15 protein-coding genes are annotated in these 17,608 nt (G+C 67.6%); 9 read left to right on the top strand and 6 right to left on the bottom strand.

Annotation, left to right across the window (positions count from 1 at the left end; genetic code table 11):
- Nucleotides 1-22: 22 nt before the first annotated feature.
- Nucleotides 23-1,039, bottom strand: coding sequence for an ABC transporter substrate-binding protein (locus ABS361_21710; GenBank protein ID XBY44587.1), 1,017 nt, complete (start codon nt 1,037-1,039; stop codon nt 23-25).
- A gap of 411 nt (nt 1,040-1,450) precedes the next feature.
- On the opposite strand from ABS361_21710, the gene ABS361_21705 reads away from it, so the two are divergent.
- The 7 genes from ABS361_21705 (at nt 1,451) to ABS361_21675 (ending at nt 7,990) form a co-directional block, all read left to right on the top strand.
- Nucleotides 1,451-1,843, top strand: a complete 393-nt coding sequence (locus ABS361_21705) for a RidA family protein (protein XBY44586.1) — start codon at nt 1,451-1,453, stop codon at nt 1,841-1,843.
- Nucleotides 1,844-1,878: 35 nt separating this feature from the next.
- Complete coding sequence (locus ABS361_21700; GenBank protein ID XBY44585.1) at nt 1,879-2,430, top strand: Uma2 family endonuclease; 552 nt, start codon at nt 1,879-1,881, stop codon at nt 2,428-2,430.
- A gap of 16 nt (nt 2,431-2,446) precedes the next feature.
- Nucleotides 2,447-3,787, top strand: coding sequence for an 8-oxoguanine deaminase (locus ABS361_21695; protein ID XBY44584.1), 1,341 nt, complete (start codon nt 2,447-2,449; stop codon nt 3,785-3,787).
- 17 nt (nt 3,788-3,804) lie between these two features.
- The gene (locus ABS361_21690) at nt 3,805-4,605 is read left to right on the top strand and encodes a creatininase family protein (GenBank protein ID XBY46977.1); all 801 of its coding nucleotides are present in this window, start codon (nt 3,805-3,807) and stop codon (nt 4,603-4,605) included.
- Between the two features lie 195 nt (nt 4,606-4,800).
- Nucleotides 4,801-5,436: a bifunctional 4-hydroxy-2-oxoglutarate aldolase/2-dehydro-3-deoxy-phosphogluconate aldolase gene (eda, locus tag ABS361_21685; GenBank protein XBY44583.1), complete on the top strand. Its 636-nt coding sequence runs from the start codon at nt 4,801-4,803 to the stop codon at nt 5,434-5,436.
- Between the two features lie 181 nt (nt 5,437-5,617).
- Entirely contained in the window at nt 5,618-6,805 is a 1,188-nt protein-coding gene (locus tag ABS361_21680; protein XBY44582.1) for a pyridoxal phosphate-dependent aminotransferase, read from the top strand.
- A gap of 222 nt (nt 6,806-7,027) precedes the next feature.
- Nucleotides 7,028-7,990 carry a 2-hydroxyacid dehydrogenase gene (locus ABS361_21675; protein XBY44581.1) on the top strand — a complete coding sequence of 321 codons (963 nt, stop codon included), beginning with the start codon at nt 7,028-7,030 and terminating at the stop codon, nt 7,988-7,990.
- A 69-nt stretch (nt 7,991-8,059) separates the two neighbouring features.
- Here the strand turns inward: ABS361_21675 and ABS361_21670 are convergent, their stop codons facing one another.
- The 3 genes from ABS361_21670 to msrB form a co-directional block, all read right to left on the bottom strand.
- Nucleotides 8,060-8,764, bottom strand: a complete 705-nt coding sequence (locus ABS361_21670) for an orotate phosphoribosyltransferase (GenBank protein XBY44580.1) — start codon at nt 8,762-8,764, stop codon at nt 8,060-8,062.
- A gap of 228 nt (nt 8,765-8,992) precedes the next feature.
- On the bottom strand, nt 8,993-9,670 hold the full coding sequence (locus tag ABS361_21665; GenBank protein XBY44579.1) for a MarC family protein: 678 nt from the start codon (nt 9,668-9,670) through the stop codon (nt 8,993-8,995).
- Nucleotides 9,671-9,801: 131 nt separating this feature from the next.
- Entirely contained in the window at nt 9,802-10,203 is a 402-nt protein-coding gene (msrB, locus tag ABS361_21660; GenBank protein ID XBY44578.1) for a peptide-methionine (R)-S-oxide reductase MsrB, read from the bottom strand.
- Nucleotides 10,204-10,581: 378 nt separating this feature from the next.
- On the opposite strand from msrB, the gene ABS361_21655 reads away from it, so the two are divergent.
- On the top strand, nt 10,582-11,361 hold the full coding sequence (locus tag ABS361_21655) for a substrate-binding domain-containing protein (protein XBY44577.1): 780 nt from the start codon (nt 10,582-10,584) through the stop codon (nt 11,359-11,361).
- Complete coding sequence (locus ABS361_21650; GenBank protein ID XBY44576.1) at nt 11,358-14,516, top strand: EAL domain-containing protein; 3,159 nt, start codon at nt 11,358-11,360, stop codon at nt 14,514-14,516. The genes ABS361_21655 and ABS361_21650 overlap by 4 nt, the downstream gene beginning before the upstream one ends.
- Nucleotides 14,517-14,623: 107 nt before the next feature.
- Here ABS361_21650 and ABS361_21645 read toward each other — a convergent pair whose 3' ends face one another.
- Both ABS361_21645 and ABS361_21640 read right to left on the bottom strand, forming a co-directional pair.
- On the bottom strand, nt 14,624-15,643 hold the full coding sequence (locus tag ABS361_21645) for a 2Fe-2S iron-sulfur cluster binding domain-containing protein (GenBank protein XBY44575.1): 1,020 nt from the start codon (nt 15,641-15,643) through the stop codon (nt 14,624-14,626).
- Nucleotides 15,644-15,662: 19 nt separating this feature from the next.
- Nucleotides 15,663-17,453 carry an ethylbenzene dehydrogenase-related protein gene (locus ABS361_21640; protein ID XBY44574.1) on the bottom strand — a complete coding sequence of 597 codons (1,791 nt, stop codon included), beginning with the start codon at nt 17,451-17,453 and terminating at the stop codon, nt 15,663-15,665.
- Between the last annotated feature and the right edge of the window lie 155 nt (nt 17,454-17,608).

Below are 17,608 nucleotides of genomic sequence, written 5' to 3'. Positions count from 1 at the left end.
TGGCGGTCGGGCGCCCACACGATCAGGGCTTCTTCAGGTCCAGCCCGACGCCCTTGTTCACGAAGGCGAGCGTATAGGCCTTGGTATAGTCGACCGTCGGCGCCACGACCTTGGCCTTGACCATCTTGTCGAAGAAGCTCTTGAACCGGGCATCGGTCATCGCACCGATGCCCTTGGTCAGCGTATCACCGGAATCGACGATGCCGTACTCCTTCATCGCCTGGATCGAGAAGGCGATCTGCTCGTCGGTCATGTCCGGATTATCTTTCTTGATCAGATCGTTGGCCGCCTTGTTGTCCCCGTAGAGATAGACGTACCAGCCCTTGATCGAAGCATCGACGAAGCACTGAACGACCGCCGGCTTCTTCTCGATCAGGTCGGTGCGCGTCTCGATCGTGGTCGCATAGGTGTCGAAGCCGAGATCGGCGAGCACGAAGACCTGCGGCTTGAACCCGCCCTCCTTCTCGACCGCATGCGGTTCGGAGGTGACATAGCCCTGCTGGGCGGAGCGCTTGTCCTGGATGAACGGGCCGGGATTGAACGTGTAGGGCCGGCGCTGTTCCGGCTTGAAGCCGAACTCGGCGATCATCCACTGGTAGTAGGAATTGTAGCCGTCGTTGGCGAGGAACAGCTTGGCGTCCTTGAGCGCCTCGAATGTCTTGAACTCGCCGGGATGGGCGAGCAGCACCTGCGGCTCCTTCTGGAAGATCGCGGCGACGACCTTTGTCGGGATGCCCTGTTCGACGGACGAGAAGCCCTCGAGCAGGTTGCCGCCCATGTAGAAGTCGACCTTGCCGGCCGGCAGCAGGATGCGGTTGTTGGCCTGCGGACCGCCGGGCACGATCGTGACGTCGAGCCCGCAAGCCTTGTACGAGCCGTCCGCGACCGCCTGATAGAAGCCGCCATGCTCGGCCTCGGCCTTCCAGTTGGTGCCGAACTTCACCGCCTCGAGCGCGGCCGCCGGGGCCGCGGCGCCGGCGAGGCCGACCAGCGCAGCAGCCAAGGTCGATGCGGTTTCCAGTCCCATCCTGCCGCTCATGCCTGTTCCTCCCAAACTCACCAACGGGAACACCGCCACCGGGAACGCTACCGGGCCTTCGCCGCGCTGGCGCGAAATTCGGACGCGGCCTTATTTGGCTCCGCGAAATCCCGTACCGCAAGGGATTTGAGCAAACGACGTGCCAGCGAAACCGCCAACCCACGCGCCCCTTGCGGACGGCGTGGCCGCCGGCGTCCTGGGCCATGCTGCCGAAAGCTGCGCCAGCATGGCCGCGAAAACGCCCACGAAAGCGGCTGCGATCCCGGCCTGTCGTCGGCATCGATCGCGGCCGCAACGAAATCGAGCCGCCGGCACACCGGCCCTGCGCGGCGCCCTTGTTGCCGCGTCCGCGTCGCCGCTCTAGCCTCGGCCGCGATCACCCCACCCGACAATCAGCCGAGGCCTGAGCCGATGCCGTTGAAACCCCTCGTTCCCGCCGCCATCCGCAAGCCCTTCGCGCGTTACAGCCACGGCATCGAGATCCCGGCCGGCGCGCGGATCGTCGTCGTCTCCGGCCAACTCGGCATTCGCGCCGACGAAACGATTCCCGAGAGCGCCGAGGAACAGGCCGAACTCTGCCTCGCCAACATAGCGGCGATCCTGGCCGAGGCCGACATGACGCTCGCCGACATCGCCCGCCTCAACGCCTATGTCACCGACCGCGCCCACATGGCCGGCTACATGGCCGCCCGCGACCGCGTCGTCGCGACCCCGCCACCGGCCTCGACGCTGATGATCGTCTCGGGTTTCGTCCGGCCGGAATTCAAGGTCGAGATCGATGTGATCGCGGCGAAGGCGCCGTGATAGACTGAGGGTCGATCGACAGAAGGCGGCGCGCGATGGCGGAAGTCCAGCTGCGGCACATGACGGCGGACGAGTTCCTCGGCTGGGATCCGGGGGACGACGAGCGATACGAGCTGGTCGACGGCGTTCCGCGCATGATGACCGGGGCGCGCGTCGCTCACGACCGCATCGTGCGCCGCGCCCTGACCGCTTTCGAACGCGCTCTCGCGGGCAAACCCTGCGAGCCGTTCACAGCCGATATCGCGGTCAAGATCCCGAGCGGCCAGGTCCGACGGCCCGACATGACGATCGATTGTGGCGCGCCATCCGACGACCAGACCTGCGCTTCCGAGCCGGTCCTGATCGTCGAGGTGTTGTCGCGCTCAACCCAGCACGACCTGATCCGCAAGCTGATCGAGTACAAGTCGCTGCCGACCATCCGTTACATTCTGACCCTCGATCCCGACCGTATCGCCGCGACGTTCCACGAACGCATCGATCAGGACCGCTGGCGCGAGAGCGCCTTCGTCGGCCCCGAGACGATCCTGGCTTTCGATGCGATCCACGTGACCCTACCGCTCGGCATTTTTTACGAGACCCCCCCCTGAAAGGCCTCCTTCCCGCATGAGACTCTGGCTGAAAGACCCTATCGCCGTGCTTGCCGACGGTGCCGAGCGCGGCCTCGTCGTCGAGGACGGCCGCATCGTCGAGCTGATCGCGCGCGGCCATGTCCCCTCGACGCCGGCGCAGGCCGTGTTCGACGCCAGCCGCCATGTGATCACGCCGGGGCTGATCAACACGCATCATCATGTGTTCCAGACGCTGACCCGCGCGCATCCCAAGGCGATCAACAAGGAACTGTTCCCCTGGCTGACCGCGCTCTACCCGATCTGGGCGCGCCACGTGAAGCCGGAGGCGTTCCGCCTCGCCGCGCGGCTGGCGGCGACCGAACTGCTCATGTCCGGCTGCACCACCGCGGCCGATCACCATTACCTGTTCCCGCTCGGGCTCGAGGACGCCGTCGACATCGAGGTCGAGGAGGCGCACCGCGTCGGCATCCGCATGACCGTCACGCGCGGCTCGATGAATCTGTCCGAGAAGGACGGCGGCCTGCCGCCCGATAGTGCCGTGCAGGACGAGGACACGATCCTCGCCGACTGCGAGCGCGTGATCGCGCGCTATCACGAGCGCGGCCCGAATGCGAAGATCCAGATCGCGCTCGCGCCCTGCTCGCCCTTCTCGGTCACCAAATCGCTGATGCGGCAGACCGCTGAACTGGCGGCAAAGCACGATTGCCGGCTGCACACGCATCTCGGCGAGACCCGCGACGAGGATGCCTACTGCCTGCACCATTTCGAGTGCCGCCCGGTCGACTATCTCGAAGAGACCGGCTGGATGAGCGAGCGCGTCTGGCTCGCCCACGGCATCCACTTCAACGACGACGAGGTCGCCCGGCTGGGACGCGCGAAGGTCGGCGTCTGCCATTGCCCCACCTCGAACATGGTGCTCGCCTCCGGCCAGTGCCGGACGCGCGAGCTGGAGGCGGCCGGCAGCCCGGTCGGCCTCGGCGTCGACGGTTCGGCCTCGAACGACAATTCGAACCTGATCGAGGCGGTGCGCCACGCGTTGATGTTGAACCGGCTCACCTACGACGCGACCGTCAGCCATCTGGACGCGTTCCGCTGGGCGACGGAAGGCTCCGCGCGCTGCCTGGGCCGCGACGACATCGGCCGCATTGCCCCGGGCATGGCGGCCGATCTCGCGCTCTTCACGCTCGACGAGTTGCGCTTCTCGGGCGCCGGCGACCCGCTCGCCGCACTCGTCCTGTGCGGCGCCCACCGCGCCGACCGCGTCATGATCGACGGCGTCTGGAAGGTGCTCGACGGCCTGCCGGTCGATATCGACGTGGCGCGCCTGCGCGCCGAGCACGGCGCCGCCGCCAAGGCCTTTCTGGAGACGATCTGATCGCCATGCCGAAGTCCATGCCTCCCAAGCCATACTGGATCGATCTCGCGACCACCGATTTCGACACGCCCGCGGTCGCCGACTGGATCGCCGTTCTGCCGATCGCCGCCGTCGAGCAGCACGGGCCGCACCTGCCGACCGGCACCGACACGCTGATCGCCGAAGGCCACGTCAAGCGCGTGGTCGACCGGCTGCCGGCCGATCTGCCGGTCTTGTTCCTCCCCGTTCAGGCGGTCGGCAAGTCGAACGAGCACATTTCCTCGCCGGGCACGCTGACGCTCGGCTGGGAGACCGTGACACGAGCCTGGATCGACATCGGCGATAGCGTCGCGCGTGCCGGGGTCAAGAAGCTGATCCTGGTCACCAGCCACGGCGGCAACGTGCCGATCATGGACATCGTCGCCCGCGAGATGCGCATCCGCCACGACATGCTCTGCGTCGCGACCTCCTGGTCGCGGCTCGGCTTTCCGGACGGGCTCTATTCGGACGTCGAGCGCAAGTACGGCATCCATGGCGGCGACATGGAAACCTCGGTCATGCTGGCGCTGCGGCCCGATCTCGTCCGCATGGACAAGGCGGAGGACTTCCGCTCGACCCAGCAGAATTTCGAGCAGGAATTCAAGCACCTGCGCGTCCACGGCCAGATCCAGTTCGGCTGGAAGGCACAGGACCTGAACGTCGCCGGTACGGTCGGCGACGCGTCGATCGCAACCGCCGAGAAGGGCGACGAGACTCTCGACTATGCGGCCGACCGGTTCGTGGAGCTGCTGCGCGACGTGCAGGCCTGCGGGCCCGAGCGGCTGTGGAAGCCGGGCTGAGCGGAACGGTGCGTTTTCTCCGATCCCATTGTCATGCCGGGCTCGACCCGGCATGACAAATGTCGAGGGCAGACGACCGCGACAAAGCGCAATATCCGCCGCATCTGCAATTTCCTTCGAGAGACCGCACGTCCCCACCCTTTCCTCCTCTCCGCCGATCGGCTATCACCGCGCTCTGACCGAGGACATGCTGCAATGACTCAGGACATCGCCAAGATCGACGCCGTCATGATGGCCGCACCGGTGATCCCGGTGCTGATCATCGAGGATCCGGAGATGGCGCTGCCGCTCGGGCGGGCGCTGGTCGCCGGCGGCCTGCCGGCGCTGGAGGTCACCCTGCGCACCGAACGCGCGCTCGACGTGATCCGCGCGATGACCGGCATCGAGGGCGCCATGGTCGGCGCCGGCACCGTGCTCGACGAGACCATGCTGAAGGCCGCCGTGCAGGCGGGCGCGAGCTTCCTGGTCTCGCCCGGCGCCTCGCCGAAGCTGTGCGAGGCGGCCGAGACCTCGCCAGCGCCGCTGCTGCCGGGCGTCGCCACCGCCGGCGAGGCCATGACCATGATGGAGCGCGGCTACCGACGCCTGAAGTTCTTCCCGGCCGAGCCGGCCGGCGGCGCTGAATATCTGAAGGCGCTCGCCTCGCCGCTGCCGCAGGTGAAGTTCTGCCCGACCGGCGGCATCTCGCTCGACAAGGCACCGAAGTACCTTTCGCTGCCGAACGTGCTGTGCGTCGGCGGATCGTGGGTCGCGCCGAGCGATGCCATCGCCGCGCGCGATTGGGCCAAGGTCGAGACGCTCGCCCGCGAGGCCTCGCAGCTGCAGCGTTGAGCGGGCGCGCGCCGGCTCTCAACCTCGACGCGCCTCTCTGACGCAGCGACGATCGGCACGACTGTTTCGCCGTGGCGACAATGGATCGACGGCTTTTCCTCTCCGTTCCAAGCGCCTATAGACGGCGAGACCCCGGCCGCAAGCGAACGACGGCCGGGCTGGGATGCGCCGGGAGGATGAAGTGCTGAAGACGATTGCCGGATTCGACCGTATCGGGGAAGAGAACGCCTTCGCGGTGCTCGCCCGCGCCCAGGCGCTCGCCGCCCAGGGTCAGGACATCATCAATCTCGGCATCGGCCAGCCCGACTTCCGCACGCCGGAGCACATCGTCGAGGCGGCGATCAAGGCGCTGCGCGACGGCCAGCACGGTTACACCGCCGCGACCGGCATCCAGCCGCTGCGCGAGGCGGTCGCGGCCGACCTGCATCGCCGTTTCGCGACCGACGTCTCCCCCGACCGCGTGCTGATCGTGCCGGGCGGCAAGGTCACCATGTTCATGGCGATCCTGATGTTCGGCGAGCCGGGCGCGGACATCCTTTATCCGGATCCGGGCTTCCCGATCTATCGCTCGATGATCGAGTTCACCGGCGCCCGCGCGATCCCGATCCCGATCCGCGAGGAGAACGGCTTCGCCTTCTCGGCCGAGGAAGCGCTGTCGCTGATCACCCCGGCGACGCGGCTGGTGATCATCAACTCGCCCGCCAACCCGACCGGCGGCGTTACGCCCAAGGACGAAATCGATGCTTTCGTCGCCGGCATGGCCAAGTTCCCCGACGTGGCGATCATGTCGGACGAGATCTATGCCCAGATGACCTATGACGGTCTCGAGCACGTGTCGCTGCTCACCTATCCGGAGATCCGCGACCGGCTTATCCTGCTCGATGGCTGGTCGAAGACCTACGCCATGACCGGCTGGCGCATGGGCTATTCGATCTGGCCGGACAAGCTCTACGAGAACGCCCGCAAGCTCGCGGTCAACTCCTATTCCTGCGTGAATTCCGCCGCCCAGTTCGCCGGCCTCGCGGCCCTCACCGGCCCGCAGGACTGCGTCGCCGACATGGTCGCGGAGTTCGACCGGCGCAGACGCGTCGTGGTCGAAGGGCTGAATTCGCTGCCGAACGTCTCCTGCGCGACGCCGAAGGGCGCCTTCTACGCCTTCCCGAACGTCTCGAAGACCGGCTTCAAGGCCAAGGCACTCGCCTCCGCGCTGCTGGAAAAGGCCGGCGTCGCGACCATTGGCGGCCCGGACTTCGGCGTCTACGGCGAGGGCTACATCCGTCTCTCCTACGCCAACTCGACCGAGAACATCCGCGCCGCGATCGAGCGGATGCGGACCTTCCTCGAAACGGCGAACGATCGCGCGCCGTGAGGACCCCGTCGGCGCGCCTCGCTCCGACGCAGTCCGCCTCTCCCGGAATGAACGTTCCGCCCGGCGGTCGCGACTGATATATCCGTCGCGCCGTTCGAGCAGGGCCCGACCGGAACGCCCCGTTCCGGCCGGAAGAGGCCTGCGTAATCTCAAGCAGGAGCGCGCGCGACGTCTCCGGATCTGTCGGAGCGCATCGCGCGCCGCAGAGGGAGACGCCCGATAATGGACCGCGCCACGATCCTGATCCCCGCCGCGATGAACCCGCTCGTCACCGAGGGGCTCTCTTCGCGCTTCGAGCTGATCCGCCTCGACGGCGCGCCCGATAAGGAAAAGCTCCTCGCCGAAGCGGCCCCGCGCATCCGCGGCATTGCGTGCGGTGGCCATGCCAAGGTCGACGCGGCGCTGATCGATCGGTTGCCGAAGCTCGAGATCGTCTCGAACTTCGGCGTCGGCTATGACGCGGTCGACGCCCGCCACGCCGCAACCCGCGGCATCCTGGTCACCAACACGCCGGACGTGCTGACCGAGGAAGTCGCCGACACCGCCTTCGGCCTGCTGCTGATGACGGTGCGCGAGCTCTCCGCCGCCGAGCGCTGGGTCCGCTCGGGCAAGTGGCTCGACAAGCCCTATCCGCTGACGCCGACCACGCTGCGCGACCGCACGCTCGGCATCGTCGGTCTCGGCCGTATCGGCCTCGCCATCGCGCGCCGCGCCGAGGCTTTTGGCGTCAAGGTCGCCTATCACAACCGCCGCCCGTCTCCGGATGTCGCCTACGACTACTATCCGGACGTGCTGTCGCTCGCCGCGGCGGTCGACACGCTGATGATCGTCGTCCCCGGCGGCGACGCGACCAAGCATCTGGTCGGCCGCGAAGTGCTCGAAGCACTCGGGCCGAAGGGCGTGCTGATCAATATCGGCCGCGGCTCGGTCGTCGACGAGAAGGCGCTTGTCGAAGCGCTGCGCTCGGGCACCATCCATTCCGCCGGCCTCGACGTGTTCGAGGAAGAGCCGTGCTTCCCGCAGGAACTGGCGAGCTTCGAGCGCGTCGTGCTGCTCCCGCATGTCGGCTCGGGCTCGATCCACACCCGCAATCGCATGGCGCAGCTGGTCGTCGATAATCTCGTCTCGTGGTTCGAGACCGGCAAGCCGCTCACCCCGGTCGCCGAGACGCCGTTCCCGCGCTGAACCGACCCGGACATGCAAACGGCCGCCCCGAGGGGCGGCCGTGGAACACACGCGGATCGCGATCGGCTTTCAGCCCTTCTGGCCGAATTCCGAGATGCCGCCATGCGCGGCCGACCACGCCTGCGGCTCGTTGAGGAAGCTCTCGACCTCGGCCAGCACCTTGGCGTCGAAGTGGCCGCTCTCCTTGGCGACCGCCAACACGTCCCACCAGGTGGTGAGATAGTGCAGCGTCAGCCCGGCATCGGCGAACATCTGCCGGGCGTGCGGGAAGATGTCGTAATAGAAGAACACGAAGCAGTGATTGACCTCGCATTCCGCGGCGCGGATCGCGTTGGCGAAGCCGATCTTCGAACCGCCGTCGGTGGCGAGATCTTCGACCAGCAGCGTGCGCTGGCCCGGCTCGACGAAGCCCTCGATCTGGGCATTGCGCCCGAAACCCTTGGCCTTCTTCCGGATGTACTGCATGGGCAGCATCATGCGGTCGGCGATCCAGGCCGAGAACGGGATGCCCGCCGTCTCGCCGCCGGCGACCACGTCGATCGATTCCGCGCCGATTTCCGAGACGATGGTCGAAACCGCGAAGTCGACCAGCGCCGAACGCGTGCGCGGATACGAGATGATCTTGCGGCAGTCGGTATAGACCGGGCTCGCCCAGCCCGAGGTGAAGATGAACGGCTTCTCCTCGTAGAAGTGCACCGCCTTGATCTCAAGCAGCATCTTGGCCGCCTCGCGGGCGATCACCTTCTTGTCGACGGGGAGTGAAAAGGTCGCCATTCCTGCCGGTCTCCACGGAGAGAAGACGCCGGCCCGATCCGCCTGAGATCGCCGGACGCTCTCGGGTTCACGCGGGCCCGCGCCCGGGTCAGGCCCGGACGGCCGCGTCTCGATCGCTCATGCTCGAAAGCGGCCCGTTCTCGGGCCGAATCCCCGCCTTGTCAACAAAGCCCGACGCATGGCCCACCCGAGGCGTCGCCCCTCCGGCCGCACGTCCGCGCCCGGCTCTCAGCCCGGCCGCACGGCGAGCACGCCGAGCAGCGCGTCATGAGCGCCGGTCAGCAGGATCTGCACACCGATGCAGAGCAGCAGGAATGCCGAGAGGCGCGTCATCAGCCGGGCGCGCGCGGGCCCGAGCAGCTCGACCACACGGTCGGCCGAGGCATAGGCGAGCCCGACCGAAACCGCCACGGCCAAGGCCGCCGCCGAGGCGCCCACAAAATACTGCAGGAGCGGCACGCCGCCCGCCGGCCCGCTCGCCGACAGCGCGATCGCGACCGAAATCGTGCCCGGACCCGTGGTGAACGGCACCGTGAGCGGGAAGAACGCCACGTCCGAGGCGTCGCCGGCGACCGACGACGCCTGCTCCTGCTTGAAATCCTCGTTCTGCTGCGGCTGCGACAGCATCTGCCAGGCGCGCGTCGCAACGACCAGACCGCCGGCGATGCGCAGCGCCTCCATGCTGACGCCGAAGAAGCTCATGATCGTGGCACCGGCCCAGAGCGAGACCAGCATCACCACGCCCGAATAGAGCGCGACGCGCCAGGCGAGCGCATGGCGCTCCGCCGCCGGACGATCGCCGGTGACCTGGCTGTAGATCAGCGCGCCGCCGAGCGGATTGACGATCGAGAACAGCGCCGGCAGAGCGACGAGAAAACTGCCCGTCAAGCTGGCGAGAAACCACATCGACCGCCCCTCCCCGATCGGCCGAGGGGAAGAATCCCCCCTCTCCCGACACTATGACGGGCGGCGCTCGCCCTTTCCAGAGCCCGAGGGCGAAGGGCGCGCGCCGATTCTGCCGAGGAAGAACTGCGCCGTCACTCGGGCTCGAATTCGAGCGCGACGCCGTTGATGCAGTAGCGCTGGTAGGTCGGCGGCGGCCCGTCGGGGAAGACGTGCCCGAGATGGCTGCCGCACCGGCTGCAGTGGACCTCGGTCCGGACCATGCCGTAGCTGCGGTCGACCGTCGTCTCGACGGCGCCGTCGACCGGATCGTTGAAGCTCGGCCAGCCGGTGCCGCTTTCGAACTTCACCGTCGAGCGGAACAGCGGCTGGCCGCAACCCACGCAAGAGAACGTGCCCGCTCGTTTCTCGATCAGCAGCGCGCAACTTCCGGGGCGTTCCGTGCCATGTTCACGCATGATGCGATATTGCTCGGGTGTCAGCAGCTGCCGCCACTCGTCTTCCGTGCGCGTAACTTCGAAGACGCGATCGTTCATCTCAACCTCCGATCGATATCACCGTCGCTTCATATGGGAACGACGTCGGGTCAATTCATCGCCTGACCGCGATCACAGACCTGTCATTCGTTTTTCACTGAATGAACTCTGGTGACTTGCCAGCCGCGAACGGAAGACGAACCGGTCGATCCATCGAACATCCCGGCTACATCTTGGAACATATAGGTGCCGCAGCGGCGCCATAAGACATGCCGTTCGGGAAACATCTCAAAGCGCTCATATTCGATAACTAAATATATATTTTCTGCCGATACGGTCCGAGGTCAGAGTTGCCTCAAGGAGGCTGTCGGCATGTCGGCGCATCGACTCGTCCCCCACCTCGTTCGCTGGTGGTCGATCCGAGCCTTGGCCGGATCCATGATCGTGATTCTTCTGGCCGCCCGCGTGGCGACCGCCGGGACGCTCACCGTCGTCGGCACCGGCGACGGCGTCGACGTGCTGCGCGCGCTCGCCGAAGCCTACACGAACGCCCATCCCGAGGTCATCGTCGATGTGCCGCCGAGCATCGGTTCGGGCGGCGGCATCGCGGCGGTCGGGGCCGATCGCGAGATCATGGCCCGCATCGCCCGGCCGCTCTCCGCCTCGGAGACAGAGCAGGGCATCGTGGCGGTGCCGGTCCTGCGCATCCCCTCGGCCTTCTTCATTCATCCGGGCACAGGCGTCACCGCTCTGAGTTCGGAGGCCGTCGCCGCGATCTATCGCGGCGAGATCACCAACTGGCGCGATGTCGGCGGCGCCGATCTCAAGATCCGGCTGGTGCGTCGCGAGGACGCCGACAGCACGCTGACGGTGCTGCGCGCCTCGATGCCGGGCTGGAAGAACCTCATCCTGTCGCCGCGATCGAAGACGGCGCTGACCACCCAGGACGCGATCGAGACCGTGCGCACGGTCGAAGGCACGATCGGCTTCGGGCCGTTCACGCAGACGCTCGAACACGGCACCACCGTCTTGAAGGTCGACGGACGACATCCCTCCGCGTCCGACTACCCGAGCGCCGTGGTCGTCTCCTACATCTACAAGCCCGAGCGCCTGACCGACGAAGCGCGCGACTTCATCCGTTTCACCGGCAGCGAGGCCGCCGCTCGCATCATCGCCGGCTTCGGCGGCCAACCGCTCGCGAACCGATCCGTTCCATGACCGAGCCGAGCGGCCGAGACCGGGCAGGGCCCGCCCCGAACGGAACATCGACCGGGCCATCGCTGACCCGGTTCGAGCGCTTCGTGGTCTCGCTGTCGGACGCCATGTGCAAGCGCACCATCGGCCTGCGCTTCGCGGCCGTGACGGTCGGCACCGCCGCAGCCGTGTTCGCGCTGCTGATCACCATCATCACCTATCAGCTCCAGGCCGGCGTCGCCCGCCAGGCGACCGAGCTGGAGCATCTCTCCGACACCAAGCTCTCCGAGCGGCTCGACTCCGAAGCCAAGCTCGCCGCGGCGCGGGTTCGCTTCCAGCTGAGCGACATGCTGCCTCGCCTCGAGGCGATCGCCCAGCGCGCCGACACCGGCCGCGCGGTCGCCTCCCGCAATGTGGTCGCGATCTCGCAGCTGCTCGGCCCGGCGGCGGAGGCCGCGCACATCGACGAGATCCTGATCGTCGACCCCGCCGGCGCGGTGATCGGCGCGAGCGACGGCGCCGTCGACCTGCTCGGCGCCTATCGCCGGATCAACACCTCGCGGCTCAAACAGGGCATCGCCCGGGTCGTCGAGACGAGCCTGCCGAACAAGCCCTTCACCGAGCGGATGACCGTCTACGCTCGCGACGAGATCGCCCAGATCTTCCGCGCCAACGAGCCGCTGTCGATCGCCGAGGTCGCGGTCTATCCGCTGTTCGACGATTTCGGCGAAGTCACCGGCGCCATGGTCGGCTATCGCAAGCTGCGCCGCAGCGAGCCGGTCCTGCAGGAATTCTCGCGCCTGACCAACACCGGCATCGTCGTGCTCGGCCCGGACGGCACCGCCTCCGCGGCCGGCCTCGCCGACATTCCCTATGCGGTCTCGGCCGTGCCGAACTCCCTGCTGCTGCGCATGGCCAACGGCCGCTACATCGGCCGCTGCGTCACGTTCGAGTCCATTGTCGACGTCTGCGCGCTCGCGCCGCTGAACGAGCTCTACCTGTCGCGCAACGAATTGATCCGCATCGCCGAATCCGATGGCCAGTCGCTGATCGCCAAGCTGATCGGCCTCGGCGTGCTGTCGCTCTGTGCCTTCGCCGGCATTTCGATCCTGCTCGTCGGCCAGGTGACGCGACCGCTCGCCGAGATCACCCGCACCGTCGAGGCGGTCGCCGCCGGGCAGTACCGCGACAAGGTCGCGGGTTCGGATCGCAGCGACGAGGTCGGCAACATCGCCCGCGCGGTCGAGATCCTGCAGTCGTCGCTGCGCGAGCGCGACCAGCTGCGCGCCAACGCCATCCGCCAGAACGCCATGCTCAGGGCGCGCGACCACGAGCTCAACCTGCAGAACATGCGTTTCGACGCCGCGCTCAACAACATGCCGCACGCGCTCTGCATGTTCGACGAGGACGGCCGGCTGATCGTCTCGAACTACCAGTTTGAGAAGATCTACCGCCTGCCGCCCGGCACCGTCAGCGCCGGCGTGACGGAACGGGATCTGATGGCCGCGATCGGCCCGCTGCTCGCCGGCGGATCGGGCGACGGCAACGACGGCGCCGGTATCGAACCGACGACCGGCGTGCACCAGCAGGACCTCGCCGACGGTCGCACCATCGCCGTCACCCGCCAGCGCATGCTCGGCGGCGGCTGGGTCGCGGTCTACGAGGACATCACCGAACGCCGTCGCGCCGAGCGGCGCATCATGGAACTGGCGACCCGCGACACGCTGACCAAGCTCCCCAATCGTTTCGTGCTGCGCCAGCGCATGGAGCTGTCGCTCGCCGACATCGAGACGACAGGCGCGGAGCTGACCGTCTATTGCCTCGACCTCGACGCCTTCAAGACCATCAACGACACGCTCGGCCATCCCTTCGGCGACCTGCTGCTGGTCAAGGTCGCCGAGCGGCTGACCGAGGTTGCAGGCGCCTACGACACCATCGTCCGCCTCGGCGGCGACGAGTTCGCGGTCGTGACCACGACGCCGCAGACCGACGAGGCGCGCTCGGCCTATGCCGAGACGATCATCGGCGCCGTCGCGGCGACCTACGACCTCGACGGCAAGAAGGCCGCGGTCGGCGTCAGCATCGGCACCGCCGTCGCGCCGCGCGACGGCCGCGAGGCCAACGAACTTCTGAAGCGCGCCGATCTCGCGCTCTACACGGCGAAAGCCGAGGGCAAGAACACGCATCGCTTCTTCGCCCCGGCGCTCGAGGAGGCGCTGAACCGCCGACGCGACATGGAGATCGATCTCGCCAAGGCGCTGGAGGCCGGCGAGTTCGAGCCGTTCTTCCAGCCGATCGTCGACGTGCGCACGCGCATGGTCACCGGTTTCGAGGCGCTGTTGCGGTGGCGCCATCCGACGCGCGGTCTGGTGCCGCCCGGCGAGTTCATCCCCTTCGCCGAGGAGATCGGCCTGATCGGTGCCATGGGCGAATGGGTGCTGCGACGCGCCTGCGAGATGGCGGCGGGCTGGCCGCTGCCGCTCAAGGTCTCGGTCAACATCTCGCCGCGTCAGGTCCGCTCGCGCGGCCTCGTCAACACGGTCATGAACGCCCTCGCCGCCACCGGCCTGCCGGCTTCGCGACTGGAGCTCGAAGTGACCGAGTCCGTGCTGCTCGAGGAGGACGAGGATACGGTCGCGACGCTGATGCAGCTCCGCGCGCTCGGCGTCCGCTTCGCGATGGACGACTTCGGCACCGGCTACTCGTCGCTGCGCAGCCTGCGCGCCTTCCCCTTCGATCGACTGAAGATCGACCAGTCCTTCGTGCGCAACATGGCGACGACGGCGGAGTCGCTCGCCATCGTCACCTCGATCATCGATCTGGCGGAATCGCTTGGCATGGCGACCACGGCCGAAGGCGTCGAGACCGCCGAGCAGTTCGACATGCTGCGCCGTGCCGGCTGCGTCGAGATTCAGGGCTTCTATTTCGGGCGCCCCCGGCCGAACGACTCGGTCCCCGAAGTGCTGCAAGGCTTCGGCATGACCTGGGACGCGGCCGCGATCGCCCCGATGCCGGCGCCGGCCGCCGAAGCACGGATCGCCGAAGCCCGCATGGCCGATCATCGGACTGCGGAGACGACATCCGCCAACGCCGCCGCCCAGAGCGCTACGGCTCCGGGCGCCTCGCTCTCGGTCGGCGTCACGGACAGCCAGCCGCCCAAACTCCGCGCCGCGCGCTAGAGCAAGGCCCGATCGGAGTGATTCACTCCGATCGGAAAAGGCTTGCGTTTACAAGTAGGCTGGAGCGGCATCCGATCCAATCTGATCGGATGCCGCGCTAGGCCCTCTTACTCCGCCGCGGTCTCGGCGAGCGCCCGTCCCTTGCGGCCGAGCGCGAGCAGCGCCTTCAGCCGCGCCCCGAACGACAGCCGCGTCGGCCCCGGCCAGAACGGATCGGCATGGCAGACCGCGCCGGCCGCATCGGCGATCGCATGGACGGCGGCGACCGTCGAGGGATTGCCCGCGACATGGACCGTATCGGCGGGTCCGAGCACCGGCAGGAGCTCGGCCGGCCGTTCGGTGCGGATTTCGGTGCCGTCGCCGTCCGACGCGGTGCGGATCACCTCCGCCCCCTGCATCGCCAGCCAGTCGAGCGCCGGCCCCATGTAGAGGTCGCGGGCGAAGCGCGCGCCGGCGATCACGGTCAGCGGCCGGTGCGGCTGGCCGAGCCGTGCCGCAACCGCCATCGCCCAGATCGGCGCCCAGCCTGTGCCGGTCGAGGCCATCACGAGCCGCCCCTCGCCCCGGCGCAGGAACGCACTGCCATGCGGCCCACGCACCGTCACCGCATGCCCCTCGCCGATCCGCCGGCCGATCTCGCTCGACACCCGACCCTCCGGGTAGCGGCGGATATGGAAGACCAGCATGTCCTCTTCGGCATGCAGATCGTGGCCCTGGGTCGGGCTGAAATCGCGCCCCGGAAAGCCGGCGAAGCCGAGCCGGACATATTGGCCCGGAAGCCAGGTGAGCCGCTCGTTCAGCCGCAGACGGAGCTCGAACAGGTCCGGCCCGAGTTCGATCAGCTGGTCGACCACGGCCTTGCGCTTGCGCGGGATCGGCACCGGATCGAAGGCGATCTCGGCATCGCCGGCGAGCGTCGCCATGCAACCGAGCACGCTGCCGCGGTCCTCGGTGCCGTGACCGTCGACCGCGCCCGAGACGATCTGGACCCGGCAGCTCTCGCACTGACCCGAGAGACAATCGTGCGGGATCACGATCCGGCCGCCGAGCGCGGCGTCGATCAGCGTATCGCCTTCGGAGGCGATCACGGTCTTGCCGTTCACGATCAGCGTGCGACGTGCGGACATGACAGACGCTCCCCCTGGTTCAGCGCATTTCGAGCGTGACCGGCCGCATGTGCCGGGTGTGCCGGGTCTGGGTGTGATCGAACACCGAGACCCACATCGCAAGACCGCTTTCCATCGGCAGGTCCTGCGCATCGTGGGTATCGAGCGCGCGGGTGGCGACCAGCGTCCAATGCCCGTCGCGCCAGCGTGCCGAGGCGCGCACGTCGGCCCGGCTGCCCTCGTACTTGCCCATGATCAGCACGGCCGGAATGACGGTGCCGACCGGGATCTGATCGTCGAGCTCCTTCGAATAGGGCACGCTCTCGTCCTCGAACATCCACCATTGCGAGCCCTCGTCGTCGCTCGCATCGTCGGCGAAGTCGACCTTGCCGAGCTTGGCGGTGGTCTTCTTCCAGTCGATCGGCAGGCGCTTGACCTGGATCGGGCCCCGAAAGCCGCCCGGTGGCTCGACGACGAAATTGTAGACATAGAAGGCGCGGCCCTTGTCGCCGTCGTAACCGGCCTGATAGCGCGTCTTGCCGGCGATCTGGTCGGCGTTCGGGGCGACCGGCGTCGAGAACCACATGTCGTCCATATAGCCGAGCAGACCGCCGCGCGAGGCCTTCCACTGCCACATGTCGGCGAGGCTGCCGTCGGTCGTGTAGTGCGAGCCGCGCTTGTTGAGCGCGCTCGGCAGACCCGGCAGCGGGTTCGGGCCGAGATGGGTCGTGCCGCCCGAGCCGAAGCCGGCGCTCTTGGAGAACAGCACCGCGAACTTGTCCTCGTAATGCGCGGTCTCGTCGGCGATGTCGGCCTTGTTATGCATCATGTGCCAGCCGTCGGCGTGCTTGACCAGCGGGATGCGCTTGATCGAGCGGGTCGGATCCTCCCAGCGGAACGCGAACCAGATCCGCGCATCGTCGTGGACCGAGCGGATCTCGACCATCGACGTGCCCGTGCCGCCGAGATTGGCGCCCTGCATGGTCTTGACGAACACCGGCCGCGTCCGCCGCCAGACCGGATCCTCGAGCAGCTTTTCGCGATCCGGCGCCTCATTGGCTGCGATCCGGACCGAGGTCACCGTCTCGCCGGTCGCATGGTCGAGCGCCGCCGCGCCACCCGCGACCACCACGCCGACCAGCGCCGCGATGGCGAGCGGCCGCTCCTTCAGCGCCGCGGTCTTCGCGATCGGTGCCGGCCGGAACAGACGCAACAGCTGGCCGAGGCCGCCGTACATCGTATGGGCGAACACATGCGCGACGATATAGCCGAGGACGACCAGACAGGCGGTGTAGTGGATCGTCACCACCGGTCCGCCATAGCCGAGATAGAGCGCGACGCCCGAGCCGAGCAGCGTCACCACCGCGGCGAACAGGATCCAGTGCAGGATCACGTTCACCGCGCCCCAATAGAGCTTCGGCGCCGCCTCCAGCCCGAACACGCGCGTCCTCTTGAGCGAGACCCGCCGGCCGAGACCGCTGCGCGACAGATAGATCGCATAGGCGAAGCTGCAGACGATCACCGTCAGGGCCGAGAGGATATGCGGCGTCCAGATCTCGCCCTGCGGCAGGATCGCGTTGAGCGACTTCGCGAAGACCGAATTCTCCGCGTCGGCGGAAATCCGCAGTCCGGTGAACAGGCTGACCAGCATCGCGATGGTCATCGTCCAGTGCAGGACGATCGTGCCGGTGTCGCTGCGCGGCGGACCGGCCGGACGGCGCAGCGGCCCCGATCGCGCGGCGCCCGACGCCGCCGGACCCGGCCCGGAGCCGTCGCCGAGCGGATGAAACCGACGTCCGAACCCGGGTTCGATACCAGACTGATCGACCATGATGCGCCCCCGTACACCAACGAGGGTATATCAGAGGGTTAATGAAGCATTAATTCAATCGAAAACTGGATGCTTGGTTAACGCGGAACCTGACGCAAAGTCAGCATGGACACAGTCAGACTATTTGCAGCAATATGACAATTCGAACTTCACAC

Source organism: Ancalomicrobiaceae bacterium S20, assembly GCA_040269895.1.
GTDB classification, from domain to species: Bacteria; Pseudomonadota; Alphaproteobacteria; order Rhizobiales; family Ancalomicrobiaceae; genus Methyloraptor; species Methyloraptor flagellatus.
This window is presented reverse-complemented; position numbering and strand designations above follow the sequence as displayed.